The 20,763-nt window shown below is 46.1% G+C and carries 15 protein-coding genes; 6 read left to right on the plus strand and 9 right to left on the minus strand.

Going from position 1 to position 20,763, the window contains the following annotated elements; genetic code table 11:
• Window positions 1-6: 6 nt before the first annotated feature.
• The 4 genes from Q1A08_RS16125 to Q1A08_RS16140 all read right to left on the minus strand — a co-directional run bounded on the left by Q1A08_RS16125 (window position 7) and on the right by Q1A08_RS16140 (window position 6,267).
• The gene (locus Q1A08_RS16125; RefSeq protein ID WP_299774771.1) at window positions 7-1,083 is read right to left on the minus strand and encodes an imelysin family protein; all 1,077 of its coding nucleotides are present in this window, start codon (window positions 1,081-1,083) and stop codon (window positions 7-9) included.
• Window positions 1,073-2,530 (minus strand): di-heme oxidoredictase family protein, encoded by a 1,458-nt coding sequence (locus Q1A08_RS16130; RefSeq protein ID WP_299774772.1) that lies wholly within the window; start codon window positions 2,528-2,530, stop codon window positions 1,073-1,075. Before Q1A08_RS16130 ends, Q1A08_RS16125 begins: the two co-directional genes overlap by 11 nt.
• Before the next feature lie 13 nt (window positions 2,531-2,543).
• A complete protein-coding gene (locus Q1A08_RS16135) occupies window positions 2,544-3,818 on the minus strand; it encodes an imelysin family protein (protein ID WP_299774774.1) in 1,275 nt (424 codons plus the stop codon).
• A 217-nt stretch (window positions 3,819-4,035) separates the two neighbouring features.
• Entirely contained in the window at window positions 4,036-6,267 is a 2,232-nt protein-coding gene (locus Q1A08_RS16140; protein ID WP_299774776.1) for a TonB-dependent receptor, read from the minus strand.
• Window positions 6,268-6,539: 272 nt separating this feature from the next.
• Between Q1A08_RS16140 and Q1A08_RS16145 the strand changes: the two genes are divergently transcribed.
• The 3 genes from Q1A08_RS16145 to Q1A08_RS21515 all read left to right on the plus strand — a co-directional run bounded on the left by Q1A08_RS16145 (window position 6,540) and on the right by Q1A08_RS21515 (window position 9,531).
• Complete coding sequence (locus Q1A08_RS16145; protein ID WP_299774777.1) at window positions 6,540-7,004, plus strand: DUF4920 domain-containing protein; 465 nt, start codon at window positions 6,540-6,542, stop codon at window positions 7,002-7,004.
• A 659-nt stretch (window positions 7,005-7,663) separates the two neighbouring features.
• On the plus strand, window positions 7,664-9,226 hold the full coding sequence (locus tag Q1A08_RS16150; RefSeq protein ID WP_299774779.1) for a PepSY-associated TM helix domain-containing protein: 1,563 nt from the start codon (window positions 7,664-7,666) through the stop codon (window positions 9,224-9,226).
• 11 nt (window positions 9,227-9,237) lie between these two features.
• Window positions 9,238-9,531: a DUF3325 domain-containing protein gene (locus Q1A08_RS21515; protein WP_363323545.1), complete on the plus strand. Its 294-nt coding sequence runs from the start codon at window positions 9,238-9,240 to the stop codon at window positions 9,529-9,531.
• Window positions 9,532-9,548: 17 nt separating this feature from the next.
• Here Q1A08_RS21515 and Q1A08_RS16155 read toward each other — a convergent pair whose 3' ends face one another.
• Window positions 9,549-11,450 (minus strand): GGDEF domain-containing protein, encoded by a 1,902-nt coding sequence (locus Q1A08_RS16155; protein ID WP_299774781.1) that lies wholly within the window; start codon window positions 11,448-11,450, stop codon window positions 9,549-9,551.
• Between the two features lie 160 nt (window positions 11,451-11,610).
• Here Q1A08_RS16155 and Q1A08_RS16160 point away from each other — a divergent pair, with 160 nt between their 5' ends.
• A complete protein-coding gene (locus tag Q1A08_RS16160; RefSeq protein ID WP_299774783.1) occupies window positions 11,611-12,060 on the plus strand; it encodes a hypothetical protein in 450 nt (149 codons plus the stop codon).
• On the opposite strand, the gene tsaA is transcribed toward Q1A08_RS16160, so the two are convergent.
• From tsaA to Q1A08_RS16180, 4 genes are all read right to left on the minus strand, one after another.
• Window positions 12,057-12,779: a tRNA (N6-threonylcarbamoyladenosine(37)-N6)-methyltransferase TrmO gene (gene tsaA, locus Q1A08_RS16165; RefSeq protein WP_299774785.1), complete on the minus strand. Its 723-nt coding sequence runs from the start codon at window positions 12,777-12,779 to the stop codon at window positions 12,057-12,059. The two genes, Q1A08_RS16160 and tsaA, sit on opposite strands and share 4 nt — an antisense overlap.
• A 61-nt stretch (window positions 12,780-12,840) precedes the next feature.
• Window positions 12,841-13,551: a glutathione S-transferase C-terminal domain-containing protein gene (locus Q1A08_RS16170; RefSeq protein WP_299774787.1), complete on the minus strand. Its 711-nt coding sequence runs from the start codon at window positions 13,549-13,551 to the stop codon at window positions 12,841-12,843.
• A gap of 131 nt (window positions 13,552-13,682) precedes the next feature.
• On the minus strand, window positions 13,683-16,172 hold the full coding sequence (locus Q1A08_RS16175; protein ID WP_299774789.1) for an FtsX-like permease family protein: 2,490 nt from the start codon (window positions 16,170-16,172) through the stop codon (window positions 13,683-13,685).
• Window positions 16,166-16,855 (minus strand): ABC transporter ATP-binding protein, encoded by a 690-nt coding sequence (locus Q1A08_RS16180; RefSeq protein WP_299774791.1) that lies wholly within the window; start codon window positions 16,853-16,855, stop codon window positions 16,166-16,168. Before Q1A08_RS16180 ends, Q1A08_RS16175 begins: the two co-directional genes overlap by 7 nt.
• A gap of 180 nt (window positions 16,856-17,035) precedes the next feature.
• Between Q1A08_RS16180 and Q1A08_RS16185 the strand changes: the two genes are divergently transcribed.
• A complete protein-coding gene (locus Q1A08_RS16185; RefSeq protein ID WP_299774792.1) occupies window positions 17,036-17,665 on the plus strand; it encodes an arylesterase in 630 nt (209 codons plus the stop codon).
• 140 nt (window positions 17,666-17,805) lie between these two features.
• Entirely contained in the window at window positions 17,806-20,727 is a 2,922-nt protein-coding gene (locus Q1A08_RS16190; RefSeq protein WP_299774794.1) for an insulinase family protein, read from the plus strand.
• Window positions 20,728-20,763: the final 36 nt, after the last annotated feature.

Below are 20,763 nucleotides of genomic sequence, written 5' to 3' on the forward strand. Positions count from 1 at the left end.
CTGAACTCAATCCCCATCGTTATTATTAAATCCAAGCTGAATCCCTAAAGCTGCTGGAATATCGTGTTTGTACAGCGTGGTTAAGGATTTCAAGGATTGATTAACCGCGCTAGCATTATCCGTTTCACCCGCAGTTAAAGCGCTGAAGAAGCTGTGGCTATCGGCTCTTAATAGTTCTTGCGTGGCCAAAAGCTCCGCTTCTATTTTATCGGCTAAGTCTTTTGCGCCCTGGCTTTCAAGATAGCTCTTCATTCCCGCTCGATGCCATAACAAATCGACACTCGCCAAGTTAGCTAGCAAGTTTTTGCGGGAGTTTTGCGAGCGCCAAGATTCCAATAGATAGGGGTTAACTCTAGCGTTCTTGCGTTTGCTACCTAATGCGTCCGCCAGTTTTTTATTGCTCGCGGTTTCCAGCAGGGCAAGCTGGCCGTCAATAATATAGGCAACAGCTGTTTTTGCATCAGGAAAAGACACATTTTCAGGCCCATAGTTACTCAATTGCTTGCCATAACTACCCTGCCACTCTTGCAATAATTTACTGCTATTCACCTTGAGCTGACTGGCTTGCATGCTTAGCAAACCACACAGTGCCCCTTTACTGGGTGACTTACTAGCAAGTTTAGGATCAAATAATAAATACTCGGCCGCTGACAGGCCCTGAACAACGGTACTAGACTTGGCGAATTTCTCCACTGACAAATCAGCATTCTCTGCTAACAAAGGTCGAATCTTTTTAGCAACAAGGTTCTTGCTGTCTGGCCAAAATTGAAACTTCCAGGCCAAGTTTTGCTCATTTATTGGGCCGTAGTTGATCGCCTGTAGTTGCTGCCAAGCTCTCATATTCAAGCGCCAAGCTTCTTGCAAGGCTGTCTTATCCAGCTCACTAGCCGAGTTGCTACATTGAGTGCTTACCACTTCATCAAAGTGTTTACTACGCTCAGCCATATTGCCATGCAGTGGCAATATATAGTCATGCAGTGCCCGATGAATAAAGGCATCTTCAGGAGCTTTTGCACTACAAGCCGCTAAGCTAACAGTCACAATAGCTAACGTGGTTTTATATCCTAGATGTTTAAAGATCATATAAGAATGCCATCATCTGTTCGCGTTGTTTTTTAGAGAGCTTTAAATAAGCCTGCTTTGAAGGTTCCGCTTCGCCGCCATGCCATAAAATAGCTTCTTCGGCACTACGTGCACGACCATCATGCAATAAAGCCTCAACGCCATTAACTGTTTTAATCATACCCAAGCCCCACAATGGAGCGGTACGCCATTCACTGCCTGCGGCCAAAAATTCACGGCTGCCATCGTCAAGCTCAGGACCCATATCATGAAGCAATAAATCGCTGTAGGGTTTGATCCGTGTGTTAGCCAACCAGCTGAATTTATAATTACTTGAGGTGCTAAGCAAAGACTTATGGCAGCTGGAGCAATTCAGCTCCTCAAACAATTTTTCTCCGGCCAGCACTTGCTCATCACGCGGCTTTCGGCGCTTTGGAACCGCTAGATTACTGGTATAGAAGGTAACTTGATCCAATAATGTATCGCTAATTTCGATCTCGCTACCCGGGCGTTTAAGATCGTCCTGCCTGGAGATCTTACGACACAATATCTCTGCAACCGTACAATTCTCACTCTGGAATAAACTTGAACGGATTCCCATATCACCATTGAATGCCGCGGCATTTTGCTGCTTTAAACTTGGCTGCCCGGCTTTCCAACCAAAGCGGCCTATTACCAGCGACTGATTTTCAACACTCCAAACTCGATTCAAACGGCCAGAAATACCATCACCATTTTTATCAGTTGGGTCAGCCATGGCTTCTAGAGTTGAATCGGTAATGGCCTCGAGTAAACCGAGACCTACCATAACAGGGGCTATACGTGCTGATATCTGGGTTTTTGGGTGTAACTCACCGTAAGCAAGCTGAGCAATAGAAAAGCGAGGCTTTTGCAGCTCTACCTCACTGCCATCGGCAAAGCGTATTCGTTTTTTATCATATTGAATCTTAATCTGACCTTCGGCTGGAACTCCTGGAATACCAAAATCCTGTAATTGCCCGCCATAATTAGGGTCGGCTTTGCTTGCCTCGTGGGGCGCTAGATTATGCTTACCTGAAACATTTAAACGCAACAAAAGCGAAACGGCGTTATCCGTATCGCTTTGTGGTAGATGCCCTCTCCCGTCTTTTATATGGCAGTTTTGACAGGCGTTGGTATTGAACAGCGGACCAAGACCATCTCTAGCATCAGTGCTCGCTGGTGAGACCACCCAAGGGTTGCGAAAAAAGCTATTGCCAACACTAAAATCTAACCTTCGCATTAGAGGCATATTTGCCGCAGGTTGCGAAAAAGAATGGATACCTTTTGGGTTGACCCGGCTTTTGTCTGGCTTCAAGTCTTGTTCAGCAATACTCGTAGCGGCAAAATTCATTAAGGCTAAAACGCAAAAAAACCGAGGCGCCAATACGCGCTCGGTTTTATGCTTGGCTCTCTGGTCTTTAGCGGAGCCAAGTTCATTTTTTTTCATTAGCAATTTATCTTTAAAATTCGTGATCGGCTGTATCTGGGTTAAGGTTATCAATATCAAGGGCTTTTGCCGCTAACTCAATGTTTCGAGTTTCTTCTACCAATGCATTGATAGACGCATTAATCATTTCAGCGCCCTTTTCATTACCTTCGGCGATTAATTGATCAAAGGCTTCCGGATTTTCTTTCCGCTCTGCGCTATCCACCAATGCTTGCAGTTTCGACTGGCTATTATCTAAGCTCTGTAGCACTTTTGCGGCTAGCTTCTTATCTTTGTTTTCAAGCAAAGACTGGATACTGGGCCCCCTTAGTAATTCACCATCTACACGGCGATACTCTCCAACATAGATATTGCGGATACCAAGGCCGTTATAAAAATGAGAGTAATGGGTATTGTCACTAAAGCAGTCATGCTCATCTTCAGCAGAGTTGGCTTCCAAGGATACTTTCAAACGCTCCCCAGCCAGTTCGCCCAAAGCGAGGCTTCCCATTCCAAAAAGCATACGGGTTAAACCTTGCTTACTGGATAGAGCCAATAGCTTCTGGCGATAGTTTTCATCTTTTGCTGGAGCCCACTGGGCAACCATATAACTTAAGTCATCCATCAATAGCTGGCTAATGGCCGACAAGTATTCACGACGTCGCTCACAATTACCATTGCTGCACTGCTCACCAACAACATAATCTGTATATGGGCGCTGGCCAGCACCTGGATTGTGACCATTTAGGTCTTGCCCCCAAAGTAGAAACTCGATGGCATGGTAACCGGTTGCTACATTCGCCTCAGAGCCTCCCAGCTCATTTAGCGAAGCCAGTAATTCAGGGCTCAAGTTTTTTATATCTAGGCGATTACCACCCAAATCAAGCTCGGTGTTAGCAATGATATTTGCATTGGAGCCCACATTACCTAACTCGGCTTCATAGCTGGCATCATCGACATAATCTATTAAACCTTCATCTAAGGGCCAAGCATTCAACTGCCCTTCCCAATCATCCACAATGGCATTACCAAAGCGAAATACTTCTGACTGCTGATAAGGAACACGAGCGGCTTTCCAAGCTGTTTTCGCTTGCGCCAAGGTTTTTTCTGAAGGCGAAGCCAGCAGAGTAGCAATGCTCTTGTCTAACTTCTTGGCTGTTTGTAAAGCATCCTCAAAGGTCGCGTGAGCAATATCGGCATAATGCGCAACGACTTGCTTTTCAGTCTCCCCTTCAGCATAAAGGTTGGGCGATAGCGCCGCGGCCATAGCGAGTGCTTTTAAAATAAAACGCTTGGAGCTAAATAACATGGAGCTTCCTCGAGCTAGTTGCTGTAGTGAACATTTATGGCTATCTATTGGTCGGAGCCAGAAGCGGTTCTTAGCCACTATTCAGCCTAGGAATTCGATAGCAGATTTGTAAATTTCGCGGGCAAAATCCTACCACTAAATGCAAATAGTTATCAACAACTCAAATAGGATAAATGGCAAAAAGCGGGCAGCCTAAAGCTGCCCGTAAAGAGGAGAGTTAAAACTGATAACTAATACTCATTTTTACATTGCGCCCAACCTCTGCCGGATCGCTAGCTGAGCTGGCCGGAGCACGTAAGTAACGCCTATCTGTTAAGTTATCAACACCAACAACCAAGCTTAAGCCATCGAGCATACCCTGACCTTGGTAGGTCGCGTTTAGGTTCACCACGCTGTAGCCTTCAACGCCATAACCCGCATTCAAATACAGCTCAGAAAGGCGCTTTTGCTCCTTGTATTTCAGCACCTGTGCGCCAATATTCACCGAATCCAGCAACTGGTAATTCACATTTAGCGTTAATTTATCCGCTGGCGCTTCTTGGTAGGGCTGTTTGTCGGTATCGACATTCCCCAAGAAGAAATTAGGCACGCCGGTAGCATCCATATTCATAGTCGAATAGCCAAGATAAACATCAAGATCTTGCCAGCTGTACTCCAATTCAACTTCCACACCACGACTTTGCAAGCCTCCAATGTTTTTGGCGCTGTAGTCACGGTGGGTAGCTACAGGGATGCCGTTGGCCGGCCGCGGACCTGGCGAGCCCTGTTGTTTTTCACCATTTTCGTCGATGTAATACATGAATGGTACATTGTCGATAAAGTTAACAATGTCGTTGTTAAAGAAAATCACCTTGGCACTGATGTTGTCAGCGTATTCCATATCTGCCCAATGTAAACCAAAACCAGCTTCCCAGTTTTCTGAAGTTTCCGGCATCAGATCTGGCTGCGGTTCTTGGTAGCAAATCTTGCCGCCAATATGACAACGCCATTCATCTTTCTTGTATAATTCCTGTACAGATGGCGCACGAAACGCTTCACTATAGCTGGCAAATAAATTCAAGAAATCCAAGGCTTTGTATGTGAGGCCGATGTTACTCGACACTTCACTGTCATCGTTATCACCAAATTCACTGAATTGATTATTGCTCCGCTCGTAGGAGTCAAAGCGCACGCCCAACGTTAGCAATAAAGTCTCATCAAAGAAGTTGGATTGATCGATGATTGAAGCCGAAATATTTGTAGCCTCGCTGTCACCATAAAAAGTGGTAACGCCAGCTGAAATAGTATTGTCTAACTGATTCTGAACAAAATCTTCAACTTCATAGTTAAACTCGATAGCTAATTTGTGGTTAATGTCACCTTCAAATGTCGACAAATTGGCCACACGCAAGCTTTTACGGGTGGTTTCGCCCTCGTCAATACTGTCAAAAATTCGCTGCGCACCATTTCGATAGGTTAAGAACCCTCTGCTCGTTTTATCATAATTCTTTTCAGAAAAAACCGCCTGAACATCTAGATCTAACAGTTCAGTGTCTGGGTTAAAACTGTACTTAACACTACCCTCTAGATAATCATTACTGAAATCTTGGAAGAGTTGTGGGTACAAAACCCCATAGCGCTGACTCATAGCATAAGGCTGATCGGATGCTTCGGTTTCAGACCAATCAAGTTTTACCGCCAACTGCTGTCGATCATCAATCGTCCAACGCGTCTTAAACATAGCATTTTGACGAGTCGAATCGTTTTTGATCTTCGCCAGTGAAGCAACGCCACTATCTTCGCCACGATCACCCACGATATCGATATCTTCATAATCGGATTGGCTGAGCTCCAAAACCATATCCAATTGCTCATCCATATAAAAACCTGTCGCTCCTTTTATCAAGGCATCTGTAGCATCCTGACGAGACAAAGAAACCTTTGCACCGAAGCCGTTCTTATCCAGATAATCACTGGCATCTTTGGTAACGAGCCGAATACTGCCACCTAAGGCACCCGAACCCACTGTCAGCGAATCGGCACCACGCAGTACTTGCACTCGCTTTAAGCTTTGCGGGTCAATCCCCATACTGTTGATGCTTGCGATATTGTTACCGCCGTCAGATTCAATTTTTCGTTTAACATTATCAACCGATACGTGAATTCGCTCCCCATACAAACCACGCACAACCGGCTGACTGGCCAAAGGCACGACACCGCCAGTTAAATCTACGCCGGGCATGTTCTTCAGCAGCTGACTGAGCTCACTCTGCTGTTGACGAGCAATCTCTTTGGCAGTGATGACCGAAATAGACGCCGGCGTATCCTGGTTGACCAAGGTTAATTTGTGACCAATAACCTCAATTAGTTCTAACTCCTCGTCTGCCTTTTTTTCAGCAAAGCTCGGAGCACTGATCGACGCACAGGCAATCGCCATGGCCAATACAGATTTTCCCCCTTGATATCTCATACTTAACTCCCTTCCAGTTTAATGTAAATGAGAATATTTTCGGTTTATTATAAATTTAACGTCCATTTTTATGCTATAAATTTATTTGTATATTCTCTATGGAAATATAGAATGATATGCATTATCATTTGAAACCATTTTGCACCAATATAGAACCTAAAAATAAAGTGGCTTATGGCATACAGTGGCTTTATAAAGGAAACTATTTGGGTTAAGAACTACAAAGTACCGACAAGCCACCGCTCAGGGAGCAACGATCAAGGGGAATCAACATGCAAAAGCTAAAAATTGGAATCACAGCAATATTGGCCATGACTAGCAGCCTTACTATGGCTGATGTAAAGTTTGGCGACGGCGCCAAAATGGATCAGTTACAAGATTTAGCACAAGTAATGCAGGCGCCGAAAGATTACAGAAATCAGACAATTACCGTAAAAGGCATCATCAAAGAGGTCTGCCATAAAAAAGGTTGCTGGATGGAGTTAAGCGCTGGCGAGCAATACGACAACCTGATCGTAAAGGTAAAAGACGGCGATATGGTTTTTCCTATTAGCTCCAGAGGGAAAACAGCTTATGCGACTGGCGTATTAAACAGCACGGATTTAAATATTGAGCAGACTAAAGCCTATTTAGCCCACCGAGCTGAAGAAAATAAGCTTGAATTTGACCCTACCTCGGTAACAAAGGGCATGAACCTTTACCGCCTAAAACCCACTGGTGTGACCATCAGCGATTAAGAGCTGCATTAGCCTCAAGCCCCGACTATTGGAACTACAAGCCGGGGCTTCTCTACCCCACCTCCCCCGCAAAAGCATAGATAGAGAAACACCCGACTTGCTAATAATTATCATTAGCATTGGAATGCACAACCATGTGTTTTGAGCTCAGCTGAACAACCAAATTAAAATACCGTAGAAGATGCCTATATGGGCTTACGCTCCAACAAAGTCGAACTAGCGCCTTTCAAATAAGTTTCTCTCAAAAGCACTGCATACGTAAGAGTCAAACCCACCTAATCTAGGCCAAGGCATCTCATATGAACAGAGTCAGCGGATATATTAGATCCTATAATGGCCAAGTATTACTCAGAATTATCGCAGCGTTTCTGATTGGCTACCTTGCGAGCAACTCTATAGGGGTTGTACTAGCCAAATCTCTACACAGATTTGCAGGCATTTCGCAACCTGAAGCGGCGCTCTATGCCTCCCTGTCTGCCTTTTTGATATACAGCGTGATAATTCTTTGGGCCTTTTCGGTGCGCTCACAAAAAAAACTTTGGCAAGGACTTACCCTGCTAACCCTCACCCTTTCTGGCGTAGCATTTCTACTTTAACTACAAGGCAACCCTACCCAAAGCACCCTACAATTTAATCCAGCAGGTAACTCAGCAAATACCATGAAAAAAGATTTCCGACATTCAATGATCTGGCTGCACACATGGGCAGGCCTAGTGTTTTGCTGGTTGCTATACTTTATGTTTGTTACCGGCACCTTAGGTTACTTAGATAGCGAGCTTGATAGCTGGATGAAGCCTGAGTTGAGTGCGGCCGAGGAAGTCAGTTTAGAAACTGATCTCAATGCAGCGATAACTTACCTTCAAGCTCATGCCGCCGATGCTGAACGCTGGTTTATTTCACCGGCAAATCATCGTGACAACCCTCAATTAAGAGTCTCTTGGCGATATCCGAGAGATTCAGAAAAAAACAACGGTCGAGAGCTTATTAACCGAGGTACTGGCGAAGAACTCCACCACAGAGAAACGGCAGGCGGGCAAACCTTATATCGAATGCATTACCGCTTGCACTACTTACCGAGCGGCTGGGGCTTTCGCTTAGTGGGGATTTTTACCTTAGCCATGTTTATTGCCCTGCTTACCGGTGTGGTCGCTCACCGTAAATTGTTTAAAGATTTCTTTAGCTTTCGCCCCCAAAAAGGTAAAGCCGCCTGGCTTGATATGCATAATCTAAGTAGCATCGCCTCCCTTCCCTTTCAGCTTATGATTACCTATAGCGGACTCATCTTCGCTATTAGTACTTGGATGCCCTTTGTTGGCGTTGCGGCCTACGATTTTGATGTCAAATCGCTACGAGCTGATCTTAATGAAATGCGCGGCCGATCTAGTATCAAAGCGGCCGGAGAAAATGCTGACTTGGTTGGTATGGATATATTGAGCCAAAATATTGAAGCTTCCATCAACGACGATGCTTTAGTGCGCTTTATCGAAATTAAAAATCCAAATGATCGCAATGCCAAAATATTCGTCAACACCCATCTGAGTGGTCCAGTTCAAGAGCAAAACAAGCTTCAATTTGATGGTCGCAGTGGCAAGCTCGAATCAAGCAAAGAGCAAAGTGGAGCCCTGCAAACTCGTAATGTCTTTATTAATTTGCACGAAGGCTTATTTGCCGGTCCAGCTCTAAGGCTTCTCTATATCTTGTCCGGATTATTAGGCACTTTGATGGTAGCTACCGGTGCAATTTACTATGCCCAAAAACGTAAACGCCCTGCACAGGCGCTCAGCAAACAACAGATGCTAGTCGACATCGTAAATGGCGGCACTATTATCGGTCTACCCATCTCAATTTGCGTTTTTATGATGTCCAACCGACTATTGGCAATAGATCTTGATCAGCGAGCCGACTGGGAGGTTCACAGTATGTTTTTGGCATGGTTAGCGAGCTTTGTACTGGCTGCCTATTGGGTAAAAGACACTATGTGGAAAAAGCTTAGTCTTGTGCTTAGCATCACGCTCTTCAGCGTTCCTATCGTCAACTTTTTCAGTACAAACCGAGGCCTAGGTCAGAGCAGCTGGCAAAACGACACTCTATTTGTTGCGACTGATATTGTTATGCTTAGCATGGCAGCTATCAGCCTTTTGCTATGGGGCATCTTAAGTAAAAAAGAGCAACGACAACAGAGCCCGATCAGATCGACAAACGCACATAGTGCAGTCGCATAAAGAGAATATCGATGACTATTTTTGCTGTACTGATCATTAGCTGCTTAGGGTTTTCCTGCATGGCCTTTGCGAAGCCAAAACACTGGAAAGCTATACCTTTTTTGAGTCGATTGCGCCACCCTGGAAAAAGAGTCCAAGAGCTCATGCAGTACTCGGGCGCCATACTACTGATACTGGCCGTTTACACTTGTCAACTGAATTGGGGTTGGGCACTTGGATTGTGTTTCTATGTAGGGGTTCTTAGTATCGCATTGTTTTTTGTAAGCTTATTGATCAGCTACTTCGAGAATACTATAAAAAACTAGCTTTAGTATGGGATTGCTCAGGACTTATCAACACAAACTGTACCCCTACCAGAATGTTTAGCGTTATACAGAGCTTTGTCTGCGCGTTGATATAGGCCCACAAAGCTCTCTTGAGGCTGCCACTGCGCCACGCCTATACTGATACTAACAGTAAAATCGGGTTGCCCTTCAAACTTAAGCTGCTTAATGTTTTCGCAAAGCTCAGCCATCAGCTTTTGAGCAGCAACTAGGTTGGTTACAGGTAGAATTATCGCAAATTCTTCGCCGCCGATTCGAGCGACAAAGTCTGTTCCTCGTAATCGCTGGGAGAAAAAATCCGCCATTTTCTGCAGCACTCGATCACCAAAATCATGGCCATATTTATCGTTAACTTTTTTGAACCAATCCGCATCGGCAATAGCAAGACATAGTTCACTATGATCCCGCTTAGCACGATCAAGTTCATGCTCAATTTTGGAATCAAAAGCTCTGCGATTAGGAAGTTTAGTCAAGGCATCCGTAGTCGCGGCTAGCGCCAAGCGCTTGTTGGCCTCTTGCAAGTCGTGAGTTCGCGACTTAACTTGTTGCTCCAAGCTTTCATTGAGCTCTTGCAAGCGCAGGCTCAGGCCTTTTTCGCGGATCAGCAATTTCATATAGCCCCAACCAACATACATTACCTGCACCGCTATAAACGTAAACATAGCGATGGCAAAAAGCTCTATATAAGGGTCGGTATTGCGGCGATAGTAGAGAGCATCTGAGGTTCCCCCAATCAAAATCAGCATTATCCCCACGAAAGGGATCCATTGTCTAAAAGGGAATCTAATCACGTGATAGATCAAAAATACAACATATAACAAGGCAAGCGCGATATATAACAAGCGCAGACCATGCCCCAGTAATAGAAACTGATGCAAGTCGACCAAAGGAATGCACAGCAGCAAAAGTATCGGCAATACTGCCAAAACCGCACTAAGGGTTTTCAGCTTAGGCCTAGACTCGAACACATCCGGCAATATATGAGCTTGGCCATAAATAAAAATAGCCAATAAGCCTAGAAAACTAATCCAAGTAAAATAGAAATGACTGACGACGGTTAAACCTGGAACAAAATAGGCGATCAAACTTCCCGTCACTAAAAGGCGTACACCCGCACCTAGTGACATTACCACCGAAAAAGCATACATAGCCCTGCGGCTGCGACTAAAGATCGCTTGAGAAGCGGAGTAGATGGCGACTAGCAGGCAGGCCCCTAAAAACAAAATATGCCAGGACCAGCGCTGCATCATTTCGCGATATAAAGTATCGGCATTGCCTAATAGCGGTGGCTGAGATGCACCGCCAGTTCTAAAATCCTCGTTGTACAGGTGAATGATAACTTTGGCACCAGGATACAGTTTTGGCAGTTGGGTATGAGCGCCATTCATGAGCTTTCCAGCAGCTCGCCCTTGGGGCAATTCAGTTATCGGCTGGCTAGATTCCGGAACGAACTCAGATAAAGTATCGTATGTCTTAACAATATGCCCTCGCCCATCATCAACGTAGATACGATAGGCTGATTGAAAGCGCCCAGGCCACAAAGCTAAACGCTCCCCTTCTTTGAGCTGTCCGGAAAGAGACACTTCAGTCCAAAGGCTAATCAATGCCCGCGACTCTTTTTCAGTAATACCCAAGCTATTTAATTCCCAATAACCGGGAATAATAAACTTGGCTATCCTATCGAGATAGTCATGTGAAGATAAAGAGATTTGCTTTGGCGGAATCAACACGCCAGGAACGCCCGACCATTCACCACTTAGCTGATAATGTTGGCAGGCAGGGTCGATAGCATTAATGGGCGAGCTTGCTTTGTTTTCTGCGCAGTCTGCATAAACAAATCGCGCAAAAATTGAGCAAAGTATAAATAGGACAATATTAATCCAGGGCCTTGATGTACTCATAAGTCTGATTCGCTAGCAAAGCCCTGAATACCTCTGGCCACAAAATACGCCATCACAGTTTAGTCGCTAAAACGAATCTGTACAGTTGAGTTGCCGAAAATAGAGAAAATTCATTAAAAACAGGCTAATCTACCATCCATTCCTATTAGGCCGAGATAACATGCAAATCCAATTACCCAACAATAAATATCTACTCATAGCTGCGCTATTAAGTATCGTGGCGGCGGTATTGCACATCGCTATTATTATTGGGGGGCCAGATTGGTATCGTTTTTTTGGTGCAGGCGAAGCTATGGCAAAAATGGCCGAAGCCGGTGAATTACAACCCACCCTAATCACTATAGGGATCGCCACCATTTTGTTCAGCTGGGGTTTCTATGCATTATCAGCCGCAGGCCGGGCTCCGCGACTCCCCTTGATAAGAACCGCCCTTATAGTGATTACTACGATCTATTTGTTGCGCGGCCTATCTGTTCTGTTTATCGCGCCGTTCAACATAGAGTTTCAAAGCTCTTTTTGGATATGGAGCTCAGCCATCTGCACCTTTTACGGCCTTGCCTATGCGATAGGTACGTGGCAGCAGTGGCCTTATTTATCAAAGAAGGGCTAAATTCTATCGATAGAAAAAACGTTTATTTGCTCTAGCCCATTTTCAGTAAGTCTATAAACCCAGCGAATATTAAAGGTTTCTTCTGAACGAAATGGGCGAAGCTTTACGCCATATTCACGATCACCAGCCTGACCTCGCTGATACGCAGGCCTTGGGTCCTGCGCTAATAATTGAGTAATGATTTCTTTCAAACTATCGTCAGCCAACTCTTCAAGAATATTAGCAGCATGCACAGAAAAGCTAACGTCTAACTGAGCAGGTGGCTCTGTGGCAAATTCGTTACGCGCAGTCGTTATTGCGTCAGCATAAGGAACATAGGGTTTGATATCGAGGATAGGAGTATGATCTAAAAGATCTAGCCCGGAAACTTCAATGGCTGGGTTTTGCAAATCGATGCTTTCGATCTTCGCAACCGAAAGACCAATTGGATTAGGGCGCACGGGAGAGCGAGTCGCAAACACCCCCATGCTACGATTCCCCCCTAGCCTAGGTGGACGCACTTTAGGGCGCCAGGGCGTATCTTGGCTTTCATGAAAGATAAACTGCAGCCAGATATGGCTACACTGCTCCAAACCCTGCAAGCAATCAGCTTGGGCATACTCACCAATTAATTCGATGCGGGATCTAATCCCAGGGGCCAGGCCAGGTTGACGGGGGATAGCGAACTTCTCAACATAAGGGGAGCGAACCCTCGCTATAAAATCTAATTCAATTCCCACACTGCACTCTTCTTACTAGCCTGCCCGTCTGCAATTCTAACAGCTCTGTCTCTACTAGGCTTTAAAAAGCCTCTTGGTAATAGGCTTTTGCAATTCGATCACAATACGCCACTAAATTAGCATGGGCTTTGGCATAAGGTGATATCGCCGTTTCACTATTCGACAAAACCAGTTGTGCTAACAAACCAAAGGCCGCCGCATCAAAGTTACTAGGCTGCTCGCCAAAAAAATAAGACTTATCTCCCAATAAAATCGCCAGTGAATCAATTGATTGTTTAGCGATTGACAGGATTTCTGTTTCGCTATGACGCCCCAAGCCATGCTGACTCAAACTTTTACGAATTCCACGGCGCACTATAATCGGCACTAGAATTGATAATGGTGCGGGTAAGGATGAAAACAAGGCCTCTTTCGTCGCTGGCCAACCATCTTCACGAATCCAGCGAGAATGCACCAAGCACCAATATAGATTCTCATCTAAAGATTTAGTTAACAGATAAGATTGAGCTCTTTGCACTTCGCTAAGCTGTGCTTCTAATGGGGAATGGTAATGCTCGTCCAATGCATTAATGATAGCTTGAGAATCTGCGATTACCTTACCATCCCAATTAATGTAGGGCAGCTTGCCCTTTGGCGCTTTACGTAGATACTCTTGTCCATCCACTCGCGTGAAATCAATATTGGCCATGCGCATATAGCAATCTACCTTCAATACAAAAGAAGACGGATCAGGCATCCCAAATGCACTTCCAAAGCCAAACAGTTTGATCATCAAATTCTCCTCATCTATCCAATAAACCACTTATTGGGTTTGCTTAATTCAAGTGAGCCACCATTATCCAACAGTCCCCTTGTCAGCATCTGTCAGTAAGATTTTAATAAATAGTGGCGCTCTTCCTTTTTCTAAGCAAGTTCTCGTAGGACTTGCATCGGCGGTGCTGTTACCACCTTTCGGCTTGCCCAAAGCCCCATTGAGCAAACGATCACAGCCCCGATAAATGGCCCTGCTATCCATAGTTCAGGGTGTGCTTGTAGCGGGGTTTCCAAAACCCACTGCTGCATGGCTAGCAACAGCAGCTCGGCGCCTATCATAGCTAACAACCCAGCCAAGGCACCTAGACATATAAACTCTAATGCCGTACTGCCTAGAATTCGGCGGCGACTGCTGCCTAAGGCTCGCAATATTCCTGCCTCTTGTAAGCGATAGTCCATACTGGCGTTCACCGCCGCGAGCAATACCATTACCCCAGCCAGCAACACTAGAATCAACACCAGCTCAACACCGTCACTCACCTGTGCTGTTAAATTTTGAATCTGCTCAATAACAAGATCCAACTCCACCACCAACACAGTTGGCGACTGACGCAAAAGTTGATTAATAACAGGCTTTTGTTGTGAGGGAATATAAACGCTACTGAGATAGGTCGGCGCATAACTATCTAAGGCACCGGGAGAGAATAGGAAGTAAAAGTTAGGGCGCATGCTATCCCATTCTAAGGATCGAATACTGCTCACTTCAGCTTCTAACGCTAAGCCGCCAACACTAAACTTCAACTGATCACCCAGTTTTAGTTTTAGCCTTTGTGCAATTTCTTTCTCTACCGACACAAAGTGCTTTTTGCCATCCAATTCCAGCTGAGACCACCACTTACCTTCTAAGATTTGATTGTCATCTGGCAAAGTATCGGTCCAGCTTAGATTGGCTTCGCGATTCATTACTTCAGCCTGCTCTTTCATTTTATCGCCAGGCTTACTGTTATTGATCTCCACCAATCGTGCTCTTACCATCGGAAACAGGCCTTGCAACTCCAGCTGCTCATCAGCAAATAATTGCTTAATAGGCTCCACTTCGTGCTGCGCAATATTCACCAAGAAGTGGTTTGGTGCTTTCTCTGGTAGTTTGTATCGCCACTCTTCGATCAAACTGGTGCGGACAACAAAAATCACCAATAGCAACATAATGGCGGTCGCGAAAACTAGGATCTGTGCGACTGTTTGGCCTCGATGGCGTAACAAGCTTGCCCAAGCCAATCTCCAACTGCTTCCACTACGACTACCCCATACTCTACCCAGCTTTAACATCAATAAGGCAATCAGAGCGGCTAAACTTAATAATGCAAAGAAGCCAAGCATCACCACCGCGGTTAAAATCAAATCTTGACTATAAACAGCCACCAATATAAACACCGCTACGATGCCCAATGCGGCCTGCCAAAAGCTAGATACACTCGCAATATGAATGTCGCGTCGCAAAACACGAATGGGAGGAATGGTGGGCAAATTCCACAGCGGCGGCAAAGCAAAACATAATAAGCACAACAGACCGGTAAAAAGCCCCAGACCATAGGGTATTAGCCCTGCAAATGCTAAGTCCAGTGGGTACATTGAGCTGACCACAGAAGCAATTAAGCGCTGCAAAAGTTCACCCAATAACAGGCCACCAAATGAAGCGACAAGCGCTAAAACAAATAATTGTTTTGCATACAAACTGCGAATTTTATTGGCACCGGCACCTAAGCTTTTTAACAGTGCAACTTGATCCGTATGTCGCCTTGCAAACTGTTGCGCGGCGATAGCAATAGCAAGGCCCGCGAGTAACAAACCTAACATCGCGGCTAAACCTAAAAATTGTTTTCCCCTATCTAAGGTTCGTGATAAACCACGCTGAGAAGATTGCAAATCGATAATACGCTCATGAGAACTAAACTGCTCTTTGGCGGTATCTAAAAAAGATGTCAATACTGCCTCTTCTCCAGCGAGAAGCCAGTTATAGCGGATGCGACTGCCAGGCTGAATAACTTCGGTCGCGGGTACATCATCAATATGCATCATGACGCGTGTACCCAATAAGCTCAAACTATCTCCGCGATCAGGCTCGCGAACAATAACCTTACTGGCGGTAAATTCAGCTTCACCAATAAATAGCTGGCCGCCTAGCTCGATACCTAATAGCGGCAATAAACGTGAATCTACCCAAACCTCACCTCGCGGTGGGCCAGATTTAATCTTTTGCAGGGAATCGCTTTGCTGATTAAAAGGCTCTTCACTGATTTCCAGCTCACCTAGCAAAGGATAAGCATCGCTCACCGCTTTGATATCGACCAAATACATAGCATCGCCAGCAAAGCTCATGGAGTTAAAACTGAGTGTTTGAGCCTGCTGTAAGCCAGCTTGTTCGGCACTGTCGTACCAAGCAGGAGGTAATTGACGGGATGAGCGTACTACTCGATCGGCGCCTAGAAAGGTATTACTTTGCTTTATCAAAGCGCCTTCTAAGCGTTGGGTAAAAATGGCGATCGCACTGACAACAGCCACAGCCAATAGCAAAGCCGCTGCCAGTAATCGAAGCTCACCACTGCGCCAATTGCGCCAGAGTAGCTTCAAACTCAACATGGCACTGCCTCCGCTGCGGCATCAGTCACTTCAAGACGACCAGCTTCTAAGGTAATACGACGCTCACAGCGAGCGGCTAGGCGCTCTTCGTGAGTCACTAAAACCAAGGTGGTACCCTGCTCTTGATTCAATTCAAACAACAGCTCAATGATGGTGGCGCCGGTTTTAGCATCGAGATTACCGGTTGGCTCATCGGCAAATAAAATCGTCGGTTCATTGGCAAAAGCACGTGCAATGGCAACGCGTTGCTGCTCTCCACCAGATAGCTGCTTGGGGTAATGGTTCAAGCGATGCTCCAAGCCAACTCGCTGAAGAAACTTTTCGGCTTGCTGCTGGGCATCCTTATGGCCATGCAACTCTAAGGGCAACATAACGTTTTCTAAGGCTGATAGCCCAGGTAAAAGCTGAAAGGATTGAAACACAAAGCCTACATATTCCGCCCGAAGCGCTGCTCGACCTTCTTCATCAAGGGAGCGCAGACTTTGCCCAGCCAGCTCAACATCACCATGACTGGCCGTATCTAAACCGGCGAGAATCCCTAATAAGGTTGATTTACCTGAACCTGACGCTCCGACAATTGCAAGGCTTTCACCTTTTGCCAGCCCAAAGGAGATTTCTTGCAGTATCTCCAATTCTCCAGCGGCTGTACTCACAACCTTTCCAAGTTCGGTAACCTTTAACATGTACAATTCTCTTATAGTTAACGTTATATAGGGCCTGTTGGCACTAAGGTATTCTGGCAGCAGATCCCTTGCAAGCAAGATGGTTCACACTACTTTACCCAAGGGTACTGGCTAGGATTTCAACATGATTTTAGAATAAAGACTGCCCAAACCGATAAATTGCCAAGCATGCGAGATAAAATGAAAATAACGCACAGCATTTGCCTACTAATGGCCATGATGGTCAGTCAACTGACCTTCGCCGATAAAGCCAGCCCCAAATCACAAAATCTATTGGTGCTCGGGGACAGCATCAGTGCTGCCTATGGCATGAAGCCCGAAGAGGGCTGGGTTGCACTGCTAGAGGAAAAGTTACAGCAATACGATGTTGGCACCGTTAATGCGAGCATCAGCGGTGAGACGACCGCTGGTGGCCTCGCGAGAATGCCCGCACTGATAGAGAAATACAGCCCTCGCTGGGTTATCGTCGAGCTCGGTGGAAACGATGGTCTACGAGGCTACCCAATAGGTAGAATGAAGGCTAATCTGGCCAACATTATTGAGCAAAGCCAAGCGGCGAAAGCACAGGTTTTGCTTATTGGCATGCAAATCCCCCCCAATTACGGTAAACGCTACACCCGCCTATTTAGCGAAGCTTTCCCGGAGCTAGCTAAAAAGTACGAAGTCAGTTTGGTACCCACCTTTTTGGAATCCGTCGCGGTAAAGCCCGATGCAATGCAATCTGACGGTATCCACCCAAACTCCAGCGCTCAAGGTGCCCTGCTGGAAACCGCCTGGCCCAGCATCTTAGCCATGATACAGGCGCAATAAGATTCACCATATTCAGTACTGCTGATGACTAAGCGATAGCTAAGCGTACGGCTATCGCCACTCCCACTTATCCGCCAAAACCGCTAGAATGCTGGTTTTACGGAATATCGCCATTTATTGGTGTCACATATGAGGTTTGCATGAGCCAATTGCCCCACCCGAGCTTTGAAACAATCCGCAGCGAAGCCGTGGATTCATTAAATATTGTTGTCCACGAATACCGCCACAAGGTCACCGGTGCCCAACATATTCACATCGAAGCCGACAATAGTGAAAACGTTTTCTTGGTGGCTCTGCGCACAGTTCCTGAAGATTCAACTGGTGTCGCCCACATACTTGAACACACCGCTTTATGTGGCAGTAAGAAGTACCCGGTGCGCGATCCTTTTTTCATGATGATTCGCCGCTCGCTCAATACCTTTATGAACGCGTTTACCAGTTCAGACTGGACGGCCTACCCTTTCGCCAGCCAAAACCGCAAAGACTTCGATAATTTATTGGACGTTTATCTCGACGCAGTATTTTTCTCACGCCTAGACCCATTGGATTTTGCCCAGGAAGGCCACCGTCTTGAATTCGAGGAGACCCAAAACGCCGACAGTGATTTGGTGTACAAGGGCGTGGTTTACAATGAAATGAAAGGAGCAATGAGCTCCATCCCCTCACAGCTGTGGCATACGCTCTGTGAAAAGCTATACCCAACCACCACATATCATCATAATTCAGGTGGTGACCCAGCCAAGATTACCGAGCTTAGCTATGAAGAGCTGCAAGCCTTCTACCAGAGCCACTATCACCCGAGTAATGCCATTTTCATGACCTTTGGTGATATTCCAGCTCAAGAGCTGCAAGAGAAGTTTGAGCAACAAGCCTTGAGTCAGTTCAGCGCCTTAGACAAAACCATCTCGGTGCCGCCGGAGCAACGCTACAATAGCCCGCAACACAGCCAGGCCAGCTACCCTTTAGATGACCCAGAAGCCGACCTAAACGATAAAACCCATATCGTAATGAGCTGGCTGCTTGGCAAAAGTACCGATCTTGCGGCCACACTCGAAGCCCAGCTACTGTCGAGTTTATTGTTTGATAACAGTGCCTCGCCATTGCAGCAAGCTTTGGAAACGACTGACCTTGGCAGCGCACCGTCTCCGCTTTGCGGACTCGATGATTCGCAATTTGAATTGAGTTTCTGCTGTGGCATCGAAGGCAGTAACCCAGAGCAAACCCAAGCCCTTGAAGACTTGGTGTTGAATGTTTTACGTCAGCTTGCTGAAAACGGTCTACCACAAGAGCAAGTTGAGGCATCCTTACATCAATTAGAGCTCCAGCAACGTGAGATTGGCGGTGATAGCTACCCCTATGGCTTACAGTTAATTTTAACGGGGCTTACCGCAGCCACCCATCGTGGCGATGTACTGGCTCTGTTAAATCTTGAGCCAGCACTTGCCGAGCTTAGAGCAAAGGCCGAACAAGCGGACTTCGTACAGAACCTAGCGCGCCGCTTACTGCTTGATAATCAGCACCGAGTCACGCTCACCATGTCGCCTGACCCGCAGTTGGCTAAGCAAGAACTCGATGCTGAAAAGCAGAAGCTTGCGGACATCAAAGCGCAACTCAATGAAGAAGAAAAGCAGGCGATTATTGATCAAAGCCTTGCCTTACTAGAACGTCAGAACCAACAAGATGACGCATCGATTTTACCGAAAGTAGGTATCGCTGATGTTCCTGCCAGCAGCCAATATCCGAGTCCCATCAAAGACACCATTGGCGAACTGCCCTATAACCGCTACGCAGCCGGTACCAATGGTTTGGTGTATCAGCAAATAATTATTCAAACTCCACACTTGGATGAAGAGCTAATTTCCTTACTGCCCTACTACTGCATGGCGCTTACCGAGTTAGGCGTTGGAGAGCTGGATTATTTGCAAAGCCAAATGAAGCAGGCGCAAATCGTCGGTTCTATGTCAGCGTTTTCTAGCGTACGCGGTACAGTCAATGACAGCCAAGAGATAAATGCCTATATCACTTTGTCAGCCAAGGCTTTAAGTAGAAATCATAAGGCTCTTTGCGAGTTGATGTTGGATACCTTACAAAATGTTCGCTTTGATGAGCTGCAGCGCCTACAAGAGCTCGTGGCGCATGCTAGAGCGCGTATGCAACAAAGCGTTACTGGCAATGGGCATAGCTTGGCTATGACAGCCGCCAGTGCTGGCATTAGCCCCTGTGCTAATTTAACCCACCGTCTAACGGGTTTAGCCGGTATTCAAGCAATTAAAAACTTGGATGATAGCTTTGCCAATGAAGCTGCTTTGAAGCAATTTGCTGCACGATTACAAGAGATCCATAAAAAAGTTCTCGCTGCTAGTAAGCAATACTTACTGGTCAGCGATAAGGATTCTTTGGCTTCACTAAGCGATAATTTGCAAGCCCTATGGCCAAAACATCAAGAAGCTGGGAATAGCTCGCTGTCTCTTGATAAACAGGATTCACGCATTCAGCAAGCTTGGACGACTAACACCCAAGTTAACTTCTGTGCCAAAGCCTATCCAACCGTTGCATCCGGCCACCAAGATGCGGCAGCGTTATCTGTGTTAGGTGGCTTTTTGCGTAATGGCTTTTTGCATAGGGCTATCCGCGAACAAGGTGGTGCCTACGGTGGTGGTGCCAGCCAAGATAACAATATTGCATCGTTTAGATTCTATTCTTATCGCGACCCTCGTTTTAGCGAAACGCTGGATGATTTTGACAAGGCGCTCGACTGGTTAGCCAACACTGAGCACGATGAGCAGGCACTAGAAGAAGCCATTTTAGGTGTGATTAGCGCCATCGATAAACCAAGCTCTCCGGCGGGCGAAGCCAAACAGGATTTTCATGCTCGCCTTCATGGCCGCAGCCCCGAGGTCCGAGAGGATTTTAGGCAGCGCATCTTGAAAGTAACGATTGCCGATTTACAGCGCGTTGCGCAAAGCTATTTAAAACCCGAGCGAGCCTCTACCGTTGTTATCTGCCCACCAGCTGGCGAAGAGACCGCCAGCCAACTTGGCTTAGAAATCATCGGCCTTTAGTAAATAGCTGATAATTAACGAAGCGCCCGCCTAGCG

The sequence above is a fragment of the uncultured Pseudoteredinibacter sp. genome, from assembly GCF_947500695.1.
In the GTDB taxonomy this organism is placed as follows: Bacteria; Pseudomonadota; Gammaproteobacteria; order Pseudomonadales; family Cellvibrionaceae; genus Pseudoteredinibacter.